Origin of the sequence: Flavobacterium gelidicaeli, assembly GCF_013294005.1 — a bacterium.
Classification (GTDB): domain Bacteria; phylum Bacteroidota; class Bacteroidia; order Flavobacteriales; family Flavobacteriaceae; genus Flavobacterium.
On record NZ_JABSNK010000006.1, the window covers coordinates 202,746 to 222,661 of the forward strand.

Sequence of the window (19,916 nt, forward strand, 5' to 3'; positions counted from 1 at the left end):
TTTTACCAAAATCTTATAATAAAAATAAAACTTTTAAACTAAGAACTCTTCGTTTTGACTATGAATAAGGTTATTGATCGTTTTAAATAATAGTACTGGATCAAATGGTTTTATAATAATATCATTGAATCCTGCCGAAATAGCTTCTTCAGTAATTTCCTCTTTATCAAATGCCGTTAAAGCAACTATGGCTGTTACCACTCCTCGTTGCCTTATTTTTCTAGTCGTTTCAAAACCATTCATTAATGGCATATTAATATCCATTAAAATAACATCAAATGTTTCCGTTTCTAAAGCATCTAAAGCCGCAAAACCCGAATCAACTATGGTACATTTATAGTTATTATTTTCTATTATTTTTTTTGTCACTAATTGGTTAATTTTATTATCATCAACCACTAAAACAGAGTAGCTTTCTCCTGATTGCAAATCTAAATTATTATTATTAAAAGTCTCAATCGTTTTATAAGGATCGTATTCAAACGGTATTACAAATCTAAACGTAGTCCCTTTGTCTAATTCACTTTCGATAATGATACTACTATTGAAGAGTTCTAATAATCTTTTCACAATAGGTAGTCCTAAACCTGTTCCTTGATAATCAATTTCTTGCCTACTCACTTGACTGAATTTTTCAAAAATTTTCTCCTGATCTTCTACAGCAATTCCTATTCCGTTATCTTGAACTTTAAAAGCTATAAAATAGGTATCAACTTCTACCTTTTCTAATTTAGCCTCTAGAAGAATGCGACCATTTTGAGTGAATTTTAGCGCATTACTAAGTAGGTTTATCATTATTTGTGAAAATCTTAATTTATCACCTATTAAATATTCAGGAATTTCAGGATCAATGTTTATTGTAACTGTATTGTGATGATTTTCGGCAATAAAAGCTAGAGAATCATTTATAAGTTTTATTTCGTCGTTGATATTAAAAGCCAATGTTTCGAGAACAATTCTATTTTCTTCAATTTTATTAATTTGTAATACGTCATTAACTAATGACAGCAGGTATCTTGCAGAAAATTTTAGCGAATTTAAATGCGGACTATCCGCAAGCTCTTTGTGTTCCTCTGATAGTAAATTTGTAATTCCAATGACACCGTACAATGGAGTTCTTAATTCATGGCTTATTGTTGAAACAAATTGCGACTTTAACTGCGACGCAACTTCTGCTTTATCTTTAGCTATTTTTAATTCCTCGTTTTTAAGTATTAGATCAGCATTGCTTTTTTTCTTAAAAGTATAGCTTTTATAAAGAGTATAAAGTAATATTAAAAGAACAATTAAGGCAATTACAACAAGTATATTAATGATTTTAGTTTTTTGCAAACTCTTAGATTGTAAATCATTTTCTGTTTCAATTAAATCAATTTTTCTTTTATACTCGTCTAATTCGAGGTTGACACCCGCAACATTTGTTCTTCGTAATTTTTCAGAATTATATATGTCTTTATTGATAATATTATAGATCGCTAAATTTTCATAAGCTCTTTTATAATCACCATGTTTCAGTAAAAGTTTTGCGTATTCTTCATAAACATAAACCACATCGTCTTTAGTAGGTAATTGTCCTCCAATATTTACTGCGTTTTCAAAATAAGGATTTGCCTTAGCAAAATCATTCTTATTGCTATAATACATTCCGTTTAACATATTGACAATCATCAAATCAGAATTATCAGCATATCTATCTTTATTTTTATTAAGATAATCTAAATAAGGGTAGCCATTTTCAAAATCATTTTTATAAAAATAAGCCCATGTAATATTCATTTTTGTAATAAAAACATTTACTTGAGAACCAATTTTATTGCTATAGCCTAACGATTTTTTATAATAATACAATCCCTTATTAAAATCATTTTCTCCAAAAGAATAAATATTTCCTAAGTTATTATTGAGTCCATTTTTTATAGTATCATTATCTGTTTTATTAGCGTAAAACAATCCTTTTTTAAAATAAAAAATAGCCTTATCAGTTTCGGCTAAGCTTTCATAATTAGAAGCAATTATATTATATGATTTTGCAATTAAGTAATCGTCTTTCATACTAATTGCATAATGAAGTGCGAGTCTTGAAAAAACAAATGATTTTTCAAAATTATTTTCATTTAAATAATTAGTAGCGTCTTTTGTTATTTTTAAAACCTCTGATCTTGAAGGAATTGGTTTTTCAGAGATAGGATTATCACTAAAAAAAAAGAAGGAATAAAGTATTAAAAGTAGTGCTTGTGAATTTAACATTTTAAAAATTATATTTCGAATGGTAGCGAATAGTGTTCAAAAATTAATTCAATATTGAATACACTAAATATAGTAAAAACAGAAAGTTACAGGTGTATTTTTAGATTATAAAAAATAAAAAACCACATCTATTTTACATTCCATTACAATGCAATATAGAACATTATTTGAATTATAAATCAATGTTTACTATTTATTTATTAACCCTTAACGTTCTCTTTTGGGAGGTGTAATTTTCCCACTGATTTAGCTACGATCGTTGCTATCGTTGAGTCACTTGTAACATTGACAACCGTTCTACACATGTCTAATGGTCTATCAATGGCAAATATTAGTGCTAATCCTGCTTCTGGAATTCCAGCCTGACCTAAAACAATTACAAGCATAACCATACCAGCACTTGGTACCGCCGCTGAACCCACAGATGCTAAAGTTGCTGTAATTATAATCATCAATTGTGTATGTAAGTCTAATGGTGCCGGAAGCATTGCTTGCGCGATAAAAATAGCAGCAACAGCCTGATATAAACTTGTCCCATCCATATTTACGGTGGCGCCTAATGGTAAGACAAAACTAGAAACTTCATCATCAACACCCAGCTCAGTAACGCATTCCATGGTTACAGGAAGTGTTGCTGCACTAGAACTAGTAGAAAACGCTAATAATTGCGCAGGTGCAATTGCTTTAAAAAACCGTATCGGATTCACTTTTGCGAAAAGCAATAATAAGGTAGGATAAAAAATAAATATCATAAAAGCCAGTCCTAATAGAACAGTCATTCCATAAATACCTAATGCACCTAATGTAGAAAAATCAGGAATCTCGACCATCAAAGCTGCCATTAATGCAAATACGCCATAAGGAGAGAAAAGCATGATAATATCAATTATTTTCATAATAACATCATTCATTCCTTTAAAAAAATCAACTACTGGTTTCGCTTTTTCTTCTTCGATTAAAATTAATCCAATACCGATTAAGATTACAAACAAGATTACTTTTAGCATGCTTCCATTATCGGACAATGCTTCAAAGAAATTTCCAGGAACAACATCTACTAATGGTTGTAATGGTCCGCTAGTTTTTGCTTTCGCGGCAAGCTCAATTTTTTGATTTGCATCTACAGAGAAACTTTCTAATAAAGAGATTCTTGATTCCTCGTTTATATAACTTCCTGGCTTAATAACATTCGCTAATCCTAAACCAACACTAACTGCTACAATAGTAGAACAAAGGTAAAAAAGCACCGTCCTTCCTCCTAATTTTGATATTTTTGAAATATCTTTCAAGTCAGACAAACCTACGATTAAAGAAACTACAATTAAAGGAACCGCAATCATTTTTAATAAATTGATAAATATGGTTCCAAAGGGTTTTACCCAATCAATAACAACACCATTTAACTCTAAATTTTTCATTATCATTCCAAAGAGTAATCCTAAAACCATTGCGATTAGGATTTTATAATGTAGAGCTAGTTTTTTCATATTGTTATTTAAAATTGGTTTTACCGAAAACAATTAGAGGAATTTTACTAATTGTACATAAGGAATGACAATCTAACAATAAATACCGTAAAAGTTACTCAAAATTACATTTTTAACATAAAAAAACGATTTTTAAGCAAAAAAAGCTCCTCTTATTAAGAGGAGCTTGATATATAATAAATTATAAGTTTTTTTAATCTAAAGAAACGATATCTTCTTTCCCTTCTTCCCATTGTCCAACAACTGAAGTAGCTAAAGCATTACCAAGTACATTTGTTGCGCTTCTAAACATGTCACAAAAATGATCAATTGGTAAAATTAAAGCAATTCCTTCTATAGGAATATCAAACATACCACATGTTGCTGCAACAACAACTAAACTCGCTCTTGGTACTCCTGCAATTCCTTTACTAGTTAACATTAATACTAAAAGCATTGTCATTTGAGTTCCTAAATCTAAATGTACACCATAAGCTTGAGCAATAAAAATACTCGCAAATGTCATGTACATCATGCTTCCATCAAGGTTAAAGGAATATCCTAATGGTAACATGAAAGAAACGATTTTGTCTTTTACACCAAAACGTTCTAATTCTTCAGTTAATTTAGGAAAAACAGCTTCACTACTTGTTGTTCCAAAAGCTATAATTAACGGACTCACAATGCGTTTTAAAAGTACAGTCATTCTTCCTTTTAGAAAAAGATAGCCTACAGCAATTAATAAAACCCAAAGGGAAGATATCCCAATTAAAAAGGAACCGAAAAACTTGAAATAAGTAATCGCTAATTCCTGAAAATCTCTTACCGCAAAAACACCTGCAATAGCTCCAAAAACACCAATAGGAGCAAATTTCATCACATAATTAACCATTTTAAGTACAATGTGCGACGTTTTGTCAAGCGCATTAACAACTGGTTTAGCAAAATCTCCTATTGAGGCTGCTGCTAATCCAAAAAAGATAGAGAAAACTACAATTTGTAAAATCTCATTAGTAGCCATTGCCTCAAAAATACTTTTAGGTACGATGTGCTCTATAAAATTTTCAAAAGAAATACTCTTAGTTTTTGCAGCTACTTCAGATGCTGAACTTAAATCTACATTTGACAAATTTAATCCTTCACCTGGTTTTAAAACATTAACAAAAAACATTCCTAGTAATAAAGACAAAAAAGAAGCTGTAAAAAACCACCCTAAAGCCTTACCACCTATTCTACCTACAGTGCTTACGTTTCCAAGTTTAGCAATTCCTACAACAAGAGTGGTAAAAACTAATGGCGAAATAATCATTTGAACTAATCGAATAAAAACCGTAGCTAATATTTGAATTTTAGCACTAAAAGCTAAAGCAGATTCTACTGAAATTGTATTGTGAATTACAATTCCTAAAATACCTCCTAAAAGCATTGCAATTAGGATTTGTGTCGTCAAGTTAGATAAAAATGACGCCTTTTTTTCTGGTGTATTATGCATTTGGTTATTTAAAATTATTATGGTCTTGGTCCGTTTATATTTCGATAAAAATATAAAATAACATCAAGTGGCTAAAGGTTATTATTATAGGTTTTGTTTATCAAATAAAAATCGGCTAAAACAATTGCTGCCATCGCTTCTACAATAGGCACCGCGCGAGGAACAACACAAGGATCATGACGTCCTTTCCCTGTCATTTCGGTAATATTTCCTTTATTATCTAATGATTCTTGTTTTTGCATAATTGTAGCAACCGGTTTGAATGCTACTCTAAAGTAAATATCCATTCCGTTGCTTATTCCACCTTGAATCCCACCTGAAAGGTTGGTTTTAGTCGTTCCGTCAGGGTTGTACAAATCATTATGTTCGCTACCCTTCATTTTAGCTCCGCAAAAACCACTTCCGTATTCAAAACCTTTTACCGCGTTGATAGAAAGCATTGCTTTACCTAGTTCAGCATGTAATTTATCAAAAACAGGCTCTCCTAGTCCAATAGGCACATTTTGAATAACACAAGTTACCGTACCACCTACAGTATTACCCTCTTTACGAATTTCACGAATATAATCTTCCATAACTACCGCCATTTCATCATCTGGACAACGTACTGGATTATTTTCTGTTTTTGAGAAATCTAAATCTTGGTATGGTTTTTCTAAAAATATTGGCCCTACAGAAGATACGTAAGCATTTATTTTTATCTCAGGTAACATTTGTTTTGCTATGGCACCTGCAACAACTCTACTTGCAGTTTCACGCGCAGAACTTCTTCCTCCACCGCGATAATCACGAACACCATATTTTTTTTCATAAACATAATCAGCATGACTAGGTCTGTAATTGTCTTTTATATGTGAGTAATCGTCTGATTTCTGATTTGTATTGGGTATAATAAATCCTATTGGAGTACCGGTTGTTTTGCCTTCAAAAATTCCTGATAAAAACTGTACATCATCTGGTTCTTTTCTTTGAGTTACAATTGCAGATTGCCCCGGTTTTCTTCTTGACATTTCAAGCTGAATTGCTTCTAAATCGATTGTTATCCCTGATGGACAACCGTCAATGATACCACCTAAAGCCTCACCATGTGATTCTCCAAAAGTGGTTATTTTAAATAGTGTTCCGTAGCTATTTCCTGCCATTGTTTTTAGTTTTGAACAAATGTAATATATTAGTTTAAAGTTCAAAAGCTTAAGCTTTAAGTTTTTTAAATTAACGACATATTATTTGGCTTTTATTTAATATTAAAGTTAAAATGATAACCTTAATATCAAATTGAGTTCCTTTTAATTGCATTAATTTGTTAAACTTCAAATCAAAATACCTTGAAAAAAAGAAAAGTTGAATTAGTAGTGATTTCTGACTTGCATTTAGGAACTTACGGTAGTCACGCTGTCGAACTCAATAAATATTTAGCATCAATAAAACCTAAAACATTAGTGCTAAATGGAGATATTATTGACATTTGGCAATTTAGAAAGTCCTATTTTCCTAAATCACATCTAAAAGTTATCCAAAAAATAATAAGTTTTGCTTCTAAAGGGACTAAAGTCCATTACATCACAGGAAACCACGATGAAATGCTTAGAAAGTTTAGCGACATGAATATGGGAAACATTTCACTAGTAGATAAATTAGTATTAGAACTTGATGGTAAAAAAGCTTGGATTTTTCATGGCGATATTTTTGATGCTTCTGTTAACCATGCTAAATGGATTGCAAAATTAGGCGGTATAGGATATGATTACCTTATTTTATCAAACCGATTTGTAAACTGGTGTCTAAAAAAAATAGGCCGTGAACCGTATTCTTTTTCGAAAAAAATAAAGGCTAGCGTCAAGAAAGCTGTAAAACACATATCTGACTTTGAGGAAACGGCAACCGACTTAGCGATTAAAAAAAAATATGATTATGTTTTATGTGGTCACATTCATGAACCTAAAATCATACAAAAAGAAAATAAAAATGGGAGTACTTTATATTTGAATTCTGGTGATTGGGTCGAAAACTTAACCGCATTAGAATACAATAATAAACGATGGAAAATGTACCGTTATGATGAAACCAAATACGATGAAGATGATGAAGACTTGTTTGAAATGGAAGAACTAGTTAGCGCCCAAATGTTAAATGCTATTATACGTGAAAACAAGAAAAAAATACTAAGCTAAAATTAATTGATAAACTAAACCTTATTGTTAAACAATTTTTAAACTATGGGAATTCCATAACAATTAATGGTTTAAGCATAACTTATAAAATAAGGTGCTGTAGTACTTTTGTAAAAAACAAAAACAATCATGAAAAAACTTATTTTATCAGCAATAATGCTAGTTGGCTTAGCTTTTACCGCACAAGCACAAGAGATATCTAAAAATGCAATAGGACTACGTTTAGGAGATAATGATGGTTTTGGAGGAGAAATTACTTACCAAAGAGCATTATCTGACAATAATAGATTAGAATTAGATTTAGGTTGGAGAAATAGCAAAGATGTTGATGCAATTAAACTTGCTGGTTTATACCAATGGGTATGGAATATTGATGGTGGTTTCAACTGGTACGCAGGTGTTGGTGGTGGATTAGCTAACTCTAGTTACGATTATAACCGTGGGGGTCAACGTTATGATGATAGTTATACTTATTTATTTGCAGCTGGAGATATAGGAATAGAATATAACTTTGATATTCCATTGTTATTATCTTTAGATTTCAGACCTGAAGTTTATTTTACAGATAAAGTAAATAAAGATTTTGGACCAGATATTGCATTGGGAATTAAATACCAATTTTAATATTTAAAATATATTTATAAAAAATGCCACTAGAAATAGTGGCATTTTTTATTTAATAATAATTTCTTTCTTAGAGTTTATTTTAACTACACAATAAGGGTAGACTATACTTTGTGAAACCATTGCTCCTGATTCAGGAACAGTTTCTTTTACAGTAACAATAATGTTTTTATCTGTTTCAACAACGTTATCAACATTTATAGCATAACCTCCAGTATTTTTTTCTCCCATATTCAAAATCAAAAAATTAGCTTTCGTAAGATCCGATTCTGCTATTTTATTTTTTAAATGGGTATCATTTTGCAACATCTTTATTTCATTAGGTTCTGACAAAATTTCAAAGAATTTAATATTTGCTCCCCCATTATCTTGTTGTGTCAAAACTTCATACAAAGCGTTACTCTCTTTAACTACTTTTTTTGTTTCTGCACAAGACATCATCACTAACGCCAAAATTAATCCAACTGTTTTTTTCATGACTTTTATTAAATAGTAATTCTATATCTGTATAAACAGTAATACTTTCAATTTGTTACTTATGAATATTTTTTAATTGCTTTTTCATATAAATCAACGTACAAAGGCAAGATATTCTTAATGTCAAATCTTTTAGCTACGCTAAGCGCGTTTCTTTTAAACTCACACAAAACAGTATCATCTTTTAATATCTTTATAGCATTTACAGCCATTTCATCAATATTACCTACATCGCTTAAAAACCCAGAAAGACCTTCAAAATTCACTTCTGATAATCCTCCTGCATTACTTGATATCACAGGAACTCCCCATGCCATTGCTTCAAGAGCAGCTAGTCCAAAACTCTCAGTCTCTGATGGTAATAAAAATAAATCTGTATAACTTAATATTTTATCAATCTCGTTGCTGTTTCCAAAAAAGATGACCTTATCTTGAATTCCCAGTTCTTGACATAAATATTCAGCTTTTTCTTTTTCAGGACCATCTCCTACCATCATTAATTTAGCGGGAATTTCTTGCTGTATCTTATGAAAAATTTTGATTATGTCTGGGATGCGTTTTACTTTTCTAAAATTACTAATGTGCGTAATAATGCGCTCCTCTCCTTTTGCCATTACAGAACGATTGCAAGGAATTGTAGGATCTGTTGTGTTTTTGTCTAATTCGATAAAATTAGGAATAACATGAATGTCTTTCTTAATATTAAATAATTTATAGGTATCGTCTTTTAAACTTTGAGATACCGAAGTCACCACATCAGATTTATTGATACTAAAACTCACCGCTGGTTTATAAAACGGATGATTTCCTACTAAAGTAATATCGGTTCCGTGGAGTGTAGTCACCATAGGAATACGAATTCCTTCACTTTTTAGCATTTGTTTCGCCATATATCCAGCATAAGCATGTGGAATAGCATAGTGAACATGTAAAATTTCTATTTTATAAAGTTTCACCATATCAACTAATTTACTTGATAAAGCTAACTCATAAGGTTGGTAATGAAATAAAGGGTACTCAGGAACATTTACCTCATGGTAGTGAACATTAGGATTTAAAAGCGCTAAACGTACTGGCTGACTATATGTTATGAAGTGAATCTCGTGTCCTTGACGCGCTAATTCAAGTCCTAATTCTGTAGCGACAACGCCACTTCCTCCAAAGGTTGGATAACAAACTATTGCAATTCTCATGTATGTATTTTAATAAAAACGAAATTAAGAAAAAGCAAGTTATTACTTCTCGTTTTTAACGTTTATTTACCTTCTTAAAATTTCATTCTTTGAATACGTACCGCATTCAATATTGCTAAAAGCGCTACACCAACATCTGCAAAAACAGCTTCCCACATTGTTGCTAGACCGCCGGCTCCTAGAATTAAAACAGCTGCTTTAACTACAAAAGCTAAAGTTATATTTTGCCAAACAATTTTTTTAGTTTGCTTTGCAATAGTAATTGCTGTTGCAATTTTACTAGGTTTGTCATCTTGAATAACAACATCTGCAGTTTCAATTGTAGCATCACTACCCAAACCACCCATTGCAATTCCTACGGTACTTAATGCAACAACTGGCGCATCATTTACACCATCACCTACAAAGGCAACAGTTTCATTTTTAGCCAAAATTTCATTTACTTTTGCAACTTTATCTTCAGGTAACAAACCTCCATAGGCAAGCACAATTTTTAATTTTCCAGCCACATCTTGTACAACATTTTCCTTATCGCCGCTCAACATTGTAACTTTGATTCCTAGCGTTTTTAACTTATTTATAGCAATAGAAGCATCTTCTTTAATAATATCAGCAATAGTGATATAGCCTACAAATTTATTATCATAAGCTATAGCGATTAATGTATAAATGATCTTTTCATGAGCAATATTATGATTGATATCAAATTTTTGCATAAGTTTAAAATTACCCACCAATAACGCTTTACCATTAATGAGTGCTTTTAAACCATGACCAGGAATTTCTTCAACATTTTCTAATACAATAGATGAATCAATCTCTCCTACTTTTTCTTTAATAGCAGTAGCAATAGGATGCGAACTTTGACTTTCTAAAACGTTTACCATTTGTAAAATTTCGTTTTCGTCAAATTCTGGGTCAAAAACAATGTCTTGAACTTTAAAGACGCCTTGCGTAAGCGTTCCTGTTTTATCCATCACTACATTTTGAATGCCTGCCATTAAATCCAGAAAATTACTTCCTTTAAATAAGATTCCGTTTTTACTAGCCGCTCCTATTCCCCCAAAATACCCAAGCGGAATTGAAATCACTAAAGCACAAGGACACGAAATCACTAAGAAAACAAGCGCTCTATACAACCATTCTTCAAAAACATAATTACCGACAAATAACATTGGTAATAAACAAATTCCTATTGCTAAGAAAACAACAATAGGAGTATAAATATTAGCAAATTTTCTAATAAATAATTCCGTTGGAGCCTTTTTTGAAGTTGCATCTTGAACCATTTCTAATATCTTAGAAAGTTTACTATCCTCATAAGTTGTGGTTACTCGTACCTCTGCAACAGTGTTCATGTTAATCATTCCAGCCAAGACAATATTGCCTTTCTTTATTGTCTCTGGTACGCTCTCACCTGTTAATGCAGCCGTATTAAACGAAGCTAAATTTGATAATAATTCACCATCTAATCCCAGTTTCTCTCCCGCTTTTAGTTGTATTATAGCGCCTATTTCAACGGCAGTTGCTTTTATCTTTTTGGCTTTGTCATTTTCTAAAATAGTCACTTCATCTGGACGTTGATCAAGCAAACTTTTGATGTCTTTTTTAGCACGTTGTACAGCCATACCTTGAAAAATTTCGCCCACAGCGTAAAATAACATCACAGCTACACCTTCAGGATATTCGCCTATAGCAAATGCTCCAATGGTGGCAATACTCATCAATAAAAATTCGGAGAAAAAATCACCTTTACGCGCACTTTCAAATGATTCTTTCAAAACTGGAATCCCAACCGGAATATAAGCTGCCACATACCAAACTGTTCGTATCCAGTTTGTAAACCAAGTCTGTGTCCAGAAATGATCAAATACTAAAGCAACTGCTAACAAAATAAAACTTATCATTGTTGGCAAAAAAAGTTGCCATAGAGTTTGATCCCCTATATCATGATTATGGTCATGACCACTGTGACCATCATGCTCTTCATGATGATGCTTTTGTTTTGAATTGTCTTTTGATTGTATGGGTTGATCATCTGAGCAGCAAGAATGTTGTTTTTTATCTAAAATTTTCATGTTTGATTCTCTTTTTATGCTTTAAATTTTAAGAAGACTTTGGTTAATTAAGCAAACTCTCCTTAAAAATAGAAAAAATATTAATGATTGTGACTTCTTCCTGCTTTTATTGCTGATAATAAATAAAACGCTCCTTTAAGAACAGTAACTTGATCTTGCGGAATAGTATAATGAATTTTACCTTAGTATTTCTCATATCAGTCGTTCCTGGAATTATTTATACTGTTTTAAAAAGATAAAAAAATTACCACAACATTTTAAAATTACCCCTCCGGCAGTGCTGGTACGGTTGTATTATCAACATTTAAATTTACAGAAATATACATTTCTGAAATCAGATATTTAGTGTCTGATTTATTTATTTTGGCATGGACCGCAACGGTTTTACTTTCAACAGAAAAAGATTTATTAGATTGATTTGTCTATTCAAAATCTACTTCTTGCTCCAATGAAATCGTTCCTAAATCTTTTCCATGAACGTTTGAGACTAAATGTATCTGACTGCGATCAATAACTTGAAAAAGCAAAATCACAATAGCTACATAAGCAATTTTGTAATTTACTGTAACTTGCTTCTAAATTATAATATTTACATAGGGTAATACAACCTGAGACAAATTTGGCAAGGGATAAACAACCTAGAAACATAGGTTTATCTCCTTTTATCCATGTTAATAACTAAATCAAAATATTTATTATCCTGATAGGTTTTTTTTTTACAAAAAAATCTCCAGCAAATGCAAACAAGAGACAATCACAATGTAAAATGATAATATTAAATTGATTATGTTCAATAATAGTAGTTAGTTATTTAATACTGGATAGCCTCATAAATAATCTCTTGAATATCTTCTCTAATGTTTTCTCTAGAAAGTTTGTTTGGTCCAGCATCAGGGTATGTTCTATTTGATAAAAACACATAAACAATTTCTGTTTCAGGATCGGCCCATGCCATTGTTCCCGTAAATCCAGTATGCCCAAAACTAGTCATAGAGGCGCATCCACAAGTTGGACCGCTAGCTCCTAATTGTGGTTTATCAAATCCTACACCGCGTCTATTACCTTCGGCACAAAAATAGCAGGTATTAAAATCATCAAATGTTTTCTCAGAAAAATATTGACGCCCGCCGTAATTTCCTTTTTGTAGAAACAACTGCATCATTTTAGCAACGTCCATACTATTAGAGAATATTCCAGCATGGCCTCCTACTCCACCTTCCATGGCTGCTCCCATATCATGTACATAACCTTGCAATAATTGGTGGCGGTAATAAGTGTCTATTTCAGTAGGCGCAATTCCGTTTTTACTCTTTCTCTGTAACGGATTATACATCGTATAATTTGCGCCAAGCGGTTTAAAAAAGTTATTTCTGCTTAAAGAATCTAGCGATTCTCCAGTTAGCTTTTCAAGGTATTCTTTTAAAATAATAAAAGTAAAATCACTATAACGGTATTTCTTTACAGGCATCAGCTTACTATCAGCAATTATTTTCATAATTGTATCGTGGTAATCATTTCGTAAAAAAAGATCATCCGCAACTTTAGTCGTGAAATTTTCTTCAGTTGTTTTTCGATAATACGCACTTAATGGATTTCCTTTACTATCAATTGTAGCTTTGTAAAACGGAACCCATGCTTTTAATCTTGCATAATGCGATAATAAATCTTTAAAAGGAATATCCTGCTTATCTGAACTTTTAAAAATAGGCAACATCTCGCCTAAAGTAGTTTCCATATTAATTTGCTTTTTATCGTACGCTAGCATTGCATTTGGCAACGTAGATAGGATCTTAGTTAGAGAAGCAACATCATACATCGTAGTATCAGCAACCATTGGAGAAACTCCATAAGTAAAATTTCCAAACGCCTTTTGATAAATAACTTTCCCTTTTCTAGCAACTAAAATTTGCATCCCAGGTGTCATTTTTCCTGCAATTGCTTTTTTTGCTACAGCTTCAATTTTATCAAGGATTTTTGGATTCATTCCCACATTCCCTGGAGCCGTAAAGCCTAAAATATTCAATTTGGCTGTAGCCAAACCATCATTGGTTTTGAAATCCTCATTAATAGAAACAGGCAATTTTCCTTTGGCAGCAATAGCCCCAAAAATAAGTTCTGCAGTAACTTCTTGTGCAATAGTACTATTTTGATAAGAAACTACAAGTCCTTCAATTCCGCTAAAATCTTTTACATCTAATAACGCATAAGGATTTGCAAAAACTGCAACTATCGTTTTATTATTTTTAGCAATAAAATCTAATTTAGCGAGTTGATTGCCATCAAAGCGATAACTCTTCCATGGAGAATCTAATTTATGATATCCTACAATAACTGTAGTATATTGATTTAGTTTTGATTGTAAACTATCTAAATTGCTGTCAGAAACCTCTGTTACTTCAGCATATTTTTTAAGTGTATTAACAAAACTAGTATTAGAAGCATCTCCTATTTTCACATAGGCAATTTTTTGCTTTTCTAAATTCTGAATTGGTAAAATACCTTCTTGGTTTTTTAAAACTGTTACTGCATTTTCATACAATTCATATTGCAAAGCATCATTTTTAGCATCATTTAAATCAGCAACTAAATTATTAGTTTCAATAGGTTTAAATTTATTCAGACCAGCGAAATACTTGTACTTCAAAATTTTCTTCACAGAATATTCTAATCTTTTTTCGGTAAATAAATTTTCTTCATAGGCTTTCGCCAAAGTTTGAATTCCTAACGGCACATCTTCTGGAAACAACAAAATATCATTTCCTGCGAGAAAAGCATCTAAGTCAATTTCGCCTGGTTTTTTATAATTGCTAGCAGCTTTCATATTCAAAGCATCCGTAAAAATTAAACCTTTAAAATCCAGTTCTTTTTTTAGAATATTAGTCACTACATTGTACGAAATCGAAGATGGATAATTAGATCTCGATTCTAAACTAGGTACATTTAAATGCGCCACCATTACAGAAGAAAGTCCGTGTTTGAACATTTCTCTATACGGATAAAACTCTACATCTTCCAGACGTTCTTTAGAGAAATTTACTGTAGGTAAGCCTTTATGAGAATCAGTTTCAGTGTCGCCATGACCTGGAAAATGTTTTCCTGTTGCGAAAATATTTTGATTTTGCAACCCTTTCATTAATGCAACAGCGCGTTTTGCAACATTGTATTTATCTTCACCAAAAGAGCGAAAACCAATGATAGGATTCTTTGGGTTAGTATTAATATCTAGAACGGGACCAAAATTAAATTGCAACCCTAAACGTTTGCTTTGTGCCCCCATCTGATCTCCTAATTTTTCAATAAGTTTCATATCTTGAATAGCTCCCAAAGTCATATTCCATGGATACGTATAAGTAGAATCCAGACGCATACTCAAGCCCCACTCTGCATCATTACCTATAAACAAAGGGATTTTTGATTTGGATTGGTAGTTATTAGTTAGATTAGCTTGCCGAACTGGCCCACCTTGAAAGAAAATTAACCCTCCTATTTTCTGGTTAGCAATTAAACTCTCTATGGCATAACTGTGTGGTGTTCCTTTATTAGAATATGCAGCAACCATAAAAAGTTGACCTAATTTTTCGTCAAAAGTCATGTTGTTGTAAACACTGTCAACCCAAATTTTTCTGTCTGAAAATAAATTGATAGGTTCTTGAATGGTAACATCATCAAGGGAATTATCGATAACAAAATCTTCCACAACAGGAGCAATTGTAGTAGGTGTGTGAATTGATTTAACAATAGCCTTATCTTTTTTCTGGGTAGCACAACTTGCTACAAAAAAAAATAAGACATACAGAAATAGAATTCTAATGTCTTTATTTTTCATTAAGTAAATTTTATAATATTTTAAAAAAAGCGACTGTGCCAGCTATCCATAGCAGGAACTTCCCAAGATTCGTTAAATTCTTGTACGTTATTGATTAAATTATTAAAAACAATTGTATTAGCTGTTACCGCTTTGTCTTTAACCATTTTTTTAAAATCAATTAATGGCTTGTGTGCAATATGGTCGCCCAGTTTAAAGGTAACATTCATTTTATCTAATAAATCAACGTTATATTTCTTTTCAAGGCTTTGAATAAATTCTACCGAAGAATCAATTGAACATCCCGTAGCTGCTTGAACATCTTGATTTACTGCTAAAATGATAAAGCGGTTGTATTTAAGTTGGTAAGATGATTCTAAACTTGTACCATGCGCTGCCCAATCTCCTAAAAATAGTTTCAAGTCTGATTCAATCTCTGAAAATTCAGCATCAGAAAACTTTCTATTCGATTGGTAAATCCAAATTCTGGACTCTTCCGGTAAATCTTCAAAAGGTATGTACATGTTGTATTATTTTTATAAGGAGTAGAAAATTATTTTTTTTCTAATCCTGTTATAATTTTAAAATATCTAAATTCTTTACTCTTTGGATCATAAAGTTCTATCTCAGTATAGCTCACTTTTACAAAATCCTTTTTCTTAAGCTCATTATTTGTAATTATAGCAGCACTTTCAAAATAATCTAACAAAATGAAATTATAATTTCTACCGTTATTATCTTTTATAAATAGCGAAATGAATTGTTCTGTTTTTATTTCGGTTACTTCACCTTCAATAAAAGAATCTGCTGTTTCTTCTTCAACAACTTCTTGTTCTTCGATTGTTTTTTCACCTAATTTCATAATTGTTTCTGGGCAAGCTACTAGCATTTTAATAGCTACATTTTCTCCTAACTTACGCATCCCAGCTGTATCATCAAAACTTACTTTATCTTCAGCTTTAAATTCTGAAACATGGTTAGTATAACTTTTAATAATACATAATCCTACTTGAGCTTGCAATTCCGCTTTACTCAATTTAGAATAATCTAATTTTTTAGCGGCTAAACATTCACAGCTTTCATTGCCTATTACTTGCAAAACATCTTGAGAATAAGAGATAGCATTCACAAATATAATAACTAAAAGGAAAAATCTCTTCATTGTTACAAATCTTGAGCATTAGCAATAAGTTCAGCAATATCCATTACTTTTACATCTCCCTCTTTTTCTTTATTTTTCACACCATCAGTCATCATTGTATTACAAAAAGGACAACCTGCTGCAATAATATCTGGTTTAACTTCAAGAGCATCTTCAGTTCTTAAAACATTTACTTCCTTATCTCCTGGTTCAGCATCTTTAAACATTTGAGCACCACCAGCTCCACAACAAAGTCCGTTAGCTTTAGAACGTTTCATTTCAACTAATTCTACATCTAATTTCTCAATTAATTCTCTTGGAGCTTCGTATATTTTATTAGCACGACCTAAATAACATGGATCATGAAAAGTAATTCTCTTTCCTTTAAATTGACCACCTTCAATGGTTAATCGACCATCATCTAAAAGTGATTTCAGGAATTCTGTATGGTGTACTACTTCGTATTGTCCACCTAATTCAGGATATTCATTTTTTAATGTATTGAAACAATGTGGACAAGCAGTAACTATTTTTTTAGCCTCGTAAGCGTTCAAAACTTCAATGTTCATCATGGCTTGCATTTGGAACAAAAACTCATTACCCGCTCTTTTTGCTGGATCACCAGTACAACTTTCTTCAGTACCTAATACTGCAAAAGGAACGTTAGCACGGTTTAAAATTCGAACAAAAGCTTTAGTGATTTTTTTTGCTCTATCATCAAAACTTCCTGCACAACCTACCCAAAATAAAACCTCTGGTTGTTTTCCTTGAGCTAGCATTTCTGCCATTGTTGGTACTATTAAATTTTCTGACATTTGATAATTATTTTTTGGTTATTCAACTAACCAGTTATTGTAAAATTTGATAAAAAATTGAACTCTGAAATTAATTTTCGTCTTTCCAGTTCAAACGGTCTTGTTGGTTGTATTGCCATGGTGCTCCATTATTTTCGATATTGGTCATCATAGCATTTAATGGCATTGGCGCAGCACTTTGCTCCATTACAAGGTAACGACGCATGTCCATGATAATAGACAACGGACTAATATTTACAGGACATTCCTCTACACAAGCATTACATGATGTACATGCCCACAGCTCTTCAGGAGTTATATAATCGTTTAGTAAAGTCTTATTATCTGGAATAAAAATTCCTTTATTAGCATCAATATTTTTACCTACTTCTTCTAATCTATCACGAGTGTCCATCATAATCTTACGCGGAGAAAGTTTTTTTCCGGTTTGATTAGCAGGACATGACGATGTACAACGACCACATTCTGTACAAGTGTAAGCGTTTAATAATTGTACCCAATTTAAATCTTGAACATCACTAGCTCCAAACTTTGCAGGAACTTCTCCTTCAGCTGGTGCTGGCGCTGCTGCAAAAGGATCAGCATTAGGATCCATCATCATTTTCACCTCTTTAGTAACTGCTTCAAGGTTATCAAATTGTCCTAAAGGATTCAAATCAGCAAAATAAGTATTAGGGAAAGCTAATAAAATATGTAAGTGTTTAGAAAAATACAAATAATTCATGAAAACAAAAATCCCAATAATATGCAACCACCAGAAAGTTTCTGTTAAAAGCATAACCGTTTCATTTGACATTCCGTTGAATATAGGCTCAAGAAATTGACTTATAGGAAACGATCCTGCTTGTATAAAATGAGAAAAACCACCTGGAACATTTTGTAAATGCAAATCAGATGCGTTCATTAATAAAAATAAAGACATCAAAACAACCTCAAAATATAAAATATAATTAGCATCATTTTTAGGATACCCTTTCATTTCAGGATTCATAAAACGTTTTAACTTAATTACGTTTCTTCTAATCCAGAAAACGGTAACTGCTACTAATACTAAAAAAGCGAATATTTCAAATATAGCAATCAAAACATTATATGTTGTACCTAAAAAGGCAAATATTCTATGTGTACCAAATAAACCATCAATGATGATTTCTAGTAATTCGATATTAATAATTACAAAACCTAAATAAACAACAATGTGTAATATCCCTGCAATAGGACGCTTAACCATTTTTGACTGCCCTAGAGCAATCATAGCCATGTTTTTCCAACGTTCGCTAGGGTTATCTTTTCGATCAATGTCGATTCCAAGGTTTACGTTTCTGTATATTTTTCTAATATTGTTAAAAAAATATCCAAATCCAATAACCAATAAAATGGCAAATAATATATTATCTAAATAGCTCATAAATGGGGGTTTGTTTTATTTAATTGAATCGTTAACAGTTGCTCCTTTATACGGTTTGTTCTTTTTTCCAAAAAGAGAAACGTTAATATAACGTGTAGGATAAAGGCGTACATCTTGTAATAGGAGTTCTAATTCTTTAGTAGATTTTGATAAATTATTATAGAGACCATCGTCTTTAAGTAATTTTCCCATTGTACCTTGACCTGATTCTAAATTTTTCATAATTCCATCAACTTTCGCTAAAGTGTTATTCAAGTTTTGAACTGTTTTACCCAAATCAGCTTTATTAAGAGAGTCTGATATACTAGAAAAGTCTTTACTAATTTTATCAAAATTAGATACAACACCTTTAATTTGTGATTTATTATCATCTAATATACCATTCAAACTCATAGAAGCTCTATGAAATTGTGACATAGTCAGACTTAAATCAGCTAAAGTTTTTCTTAAATCTTCTTGTGCTTTTTTATCTAAAATGTTATTTACACCAGTAATCAATTGATCGGCATTAGCCATAACTTTTTCTAACTTTACTTGAATAGGGGCAAGTTTTTCACCTAAAGAATCAGTCAGTCCTTGTTTAACATCACCTAATAAATAGCTACCATCTTTAGCAGGATTTTTATCGGTTAAATTTGGGTTAATCGCAATTTGCTTACCATTTATAAGACCAGGCTCATATATAGTTGCTGTACTAGATTGCGAAATAGGAAAATCAGACTTAATTTGCATTTCAACAATTATCTTTCCTGTATTTTGATCAATACTAATAGCATTTACCTTACCAATTATTAAACCGTTTAAAGTAACTGGTGCAGATGGCCCTAATCCTTCAACAGATTCATATTGAACATATAATTTTTTATAGCTTGAAAAAAGGTCACGACCTTTTAAAAAACTATATCCCCAAATAAATAATAGTATTGACGAAATTACTAGTATTGCCGTCTTGATTTCTCTTGTTAGTTTCAAAATTTAAAGTATTTTCAACAAATTTAA

The 19,916-nt window shown here is 31.6% G+C and carries 15 protein-coding genes; 2 read left to right on the forward strand and 13 right to left on the reverse strand.

Annotated elements, in window-relative coordinates:
• Nucleotides 1-33: 33 nt before the first annotated feature.
• The 4 genes from HNP99_RS11335 to aroC all read right to left on the reverse strand — a co-directional run bounded on the left by HNP99_RS11335 (nucleotide 34) and on the right by aroC (nucleotide 6,347).
• A complete protein-coding gene (locus tag HNP99_RS11335; protein WP_173853498.1) occupies nucleotides 34-2,247 on the reverse strand; it encodes a response regulator in 2,214 nt (737 codons plus the stop codon).
• A 200-nt stretch (nucleotides 2,248-2,447) separates the two neighbouring features.
• On the reverse strand, nucleotides 2,448-3,734 hold the full coding sequence (locus HNP99_RS11340; RefSeq protein ID WP_173853499.1) for a dicarboxylate/amino acid:cation symporter: 1,287 nt from the start codon (nucleotides 3,732-3,734) through the stop codon (nucleotides 2,448-2,450).
• Nucleotides 3,735-3,927: 193 nt separating this feature from the next.
• Nucleotides 3,928-5,205, reverse strand: coding sequence for a dicarboxylate/amino acid:cation symporter (locus tag HNP99_RS11345; RefSeq protein ID WP_173853500.1), 1,278 nt, complete (start codon nucleotides 5,203-5,205; stop codon nucleotides 3,928-3,930).
• 71 nt (nucleotides 5,206-5,276) lie between these two features.
• Entirely contained in the window at nucleotides 5,277-6,347 is a 1,071-nt protein-coding gene (gene aroC / locus HNP99_RS11350; protein ID WP_173853501.1) for a chorismate synthase, read from the reverse strand.
• A gap of 183 nt (nucleotides 6,348-6,530) precedes the next feature.
• Between aroC and HNP99_RS11355 the strand changes: the two genes are divergently transcribed.
• The gene (locus HNP99_RS11355) at nucleotides 6,531-7,376 is read left to right on the forward strand and encodes a UDP-2,3-diacylglucosamine diphosphatase (protein ID WP_173853502.1); all 846 of its coding nucleotides are present in this window, start codon (nucleotides 6,531-6,533) and stop codon (nucleotides 7,374-7,376) included.
• 129 nt (nucleotides 7,377-7,505) lie between these two features.
• A complete protein-coding gene (locus tag HNP99_RS11360; RefSeq protein WP_173853503.1) occupies nucleotides 7,506-8,000 on the forward strand; it encodes a hypothetical protein in 495 nt (164 codons plus the stop codon).
• Between the two features lie 48 nt (nucleotides 8,001-8,048).
• Here the strand turns inward: HNP99_RS11360 and HNP99_RS11365 are convergent, their stop codons facing one another.
• The 9 genes from HNP99_RS11365 to HNP99_RS11405 all read right to left on the reverse strand — a co-directional run bounded on the left by HNP99_RS11365 (nucleotide 8,049) and on the right by HNP99_RS11405 (nucleotide 19,889).
• A complete protein-coding gene (locus HNP99_RS11365) occupies nucleotides 8,049-8,477 on the reverse strand; it encodes a protease complex subunit PrcB family protein (protein ID WP_173853504.1) in 429 nt (142 codons plus the stop codon).
• A 59-nt stretch (nucleotides 8,478-8,536) separates the two neighbouring features.
• Entirely contained in the window at nucleotides 8,537-9,670 is a 1,134-nt protein-coding gene (gene bshA / locus HNP99_RS11370) for an N-acetyl-alpha-D-glucosaminyl L-malate synthase BshA (protein WP_173853505.1), read from the reverse strand.
• Nucleotides 9,671-9,744: 74 nt separating this feature from the next.
• On the reverse strand, nucleotides 9,745-11,748 hold the full coding sequence (locus HNP99_RS11375; RefSeq protein WP_173853506.1) for a heavy metal translocating P-type ATPase: 2,004 nt from the start codon (nucleotides 11,746-11,748) through the stop codon (nucleotides 9,745-9,747).
• Nucleotides 11,749-12,559: 811 nt separating this feature from the next.
• Nucleotides 12,560-15,574, reverse strand: coding sequence for a glycoside hydrolase family 3 N-terminal domain-containing protein (locus HNP99_RS11380; RefSeq protein ID WP_173853507.1), 3,015 nt, complete (start codon nucleotides 15,572-15,574; stop codon nucleotides 12,560-12,562).
• 20 nt (nucleotides 15,575-15,594) lie between these two features.
• Nucleotides 15,595-16,077 carry an ABC transporter ATPase gene (locus tag HNP99_RS11385; protein WP_173853508.1) on the reverse strand — a complete coding sequence of 161 codons (483 nt, stop codon included), beginning with the start codon at nucleotides 16,075-16,077 and terminating at the stop codon, nucleotides 15,595-15,597.
• 29 nt (nucleotides 16,078-16,106) lie between these two features.
• Entirely contained in the window at nucleotides 16,107-16,715 is a 609-nt protein-coding gene (locus HNP99_RS11390) for a hypothetical protein (RefSeq protein WP_173853509.1), read from the reverse strand.
• Nucleotides 16,716-16,717: 2 nt separating this feature from the next.
• A complete protein-coding gene (locus tag HNP99_RS11395) occupies nucleotides 16,718-17,509 on the reverse strand; it encodes a (Fe-S)-binding protein (protein WP_173853510.1) in 792 nt (263 codons plus the stop codon).
• A gap of 70 nt (nucleotides 17,510-17,579) precedes the next feature.
• On the reverse strand, nucleotides 17,580-18,917 hold the full coding sequence (locus HNP99_RS11400; protein ID WP_173853511.1) for a 4Fe-4S dicluster domain-containing protein: 1,338 nt from the start codon (nucleotides 18,915-18,917) through the stop codon (nucleotides 17,580-17,582).
• A gap of 15 nt (nucleotides 18,918-18,932) precedes the next feature.
• A complete protein-coding gene (locus HNP99_RS11405) occupies nucleotides 18,933-19,889 on the reverse strand; it encodes an MlaD family protein (RefSeq protein ID WP_173853512.1) in 957 nt (318 codons plus the stop codon).
• Nucleotides 19,890-19,916 lie beyond the last annotated feature (27 nt).

Coding starts and splice junctions, on each gene's coding strand:
- HNP99_RS11345 (WP_173853500.1), bottom strand. CDS start 5,205: ATGCATAATACACCAGAAAAAAAGGCGTCATTTTTATCTAACTTGACG.
- HNP99_RS11375 (WP_173853506.1), bottom strand. CDS start 11,748: ATGAAAATTTTAGATAAAAAACAACATTCTTGCTGCTCAGATGATCAA.
- HNP99_RS11340 (WP_173853499.1), bottom strand. CDS start 3,734: ATGAAAAAACTAGCTCTACATTATAAAATCCTAATCGCAATGGTTTTA.
- HNP99_RS11395 (WP_173853510.1), bottom strand. CDS start 17,509: ATGTCAGAAAATTTAATAGTACCAACAATGGCAGAAATGCTAGCTCAA.
- HNP99_RS11360 (WP_173853503.1), top strand. CDS start 7,506: ATGAAAAAACTTATTTTATCAGCAATAATGCTAGTTGGCTTAGCTTTT.
- bshA (WP_173853505.1), bottom strand. CDS start 9,670: ATGAGAATTGCAATAGTTTGTTATCCAACCTTTGGAGGAAGTGGCGTT.
- HNP99_RS11335 (WP_173853498.1), bottom strand. CDS start 2,247: ATGTTAAATTCACAAGCACTACTTTTAATACTTTATTCCTTCTTTTTT.
- aroC (WP_173853501.1), bottom strand. CDS start 6,347: ATGGCAGGAAATAGCTACGGAACACTATTTAAAATAACCACTTTTGGA.
- HNP99_RS11365 (WP_173853504.1), bottom strand. CDS start 8,477: ATGAAAAAAACAGTTGGATTAATTTTGGCGTTAGTGATGATGTCTTGT.
- HNP99_RS11385 (WP_173853508.1), bottom strand. CDS start 16,077: ATGTACATACCTTTTGAAGATTTACCGGAAGAGTCCAGAATTTGGATT.
- HNP99_RS11380 (WP_173853507.1), bottom strand. CDS start 15,574: ATGAAAAATAAAGACATTAGAATTCTATTTCTGTATGTCTTATTTTTT.
- HNP99_RS11390 (WP_173853509.1), bottom strand. CDS start 16,715: ATGAAGAGATTTTTCCTTTTAGTTATTATATTTGTGAATGCTATCTCT.
- HNP99_RS11400 (WP_173853511.1), bottom strand. CDS start 18,917: ATGAGCTATTTAGATAATATATTATTTGCCATTTTATTGGTTATTGGA.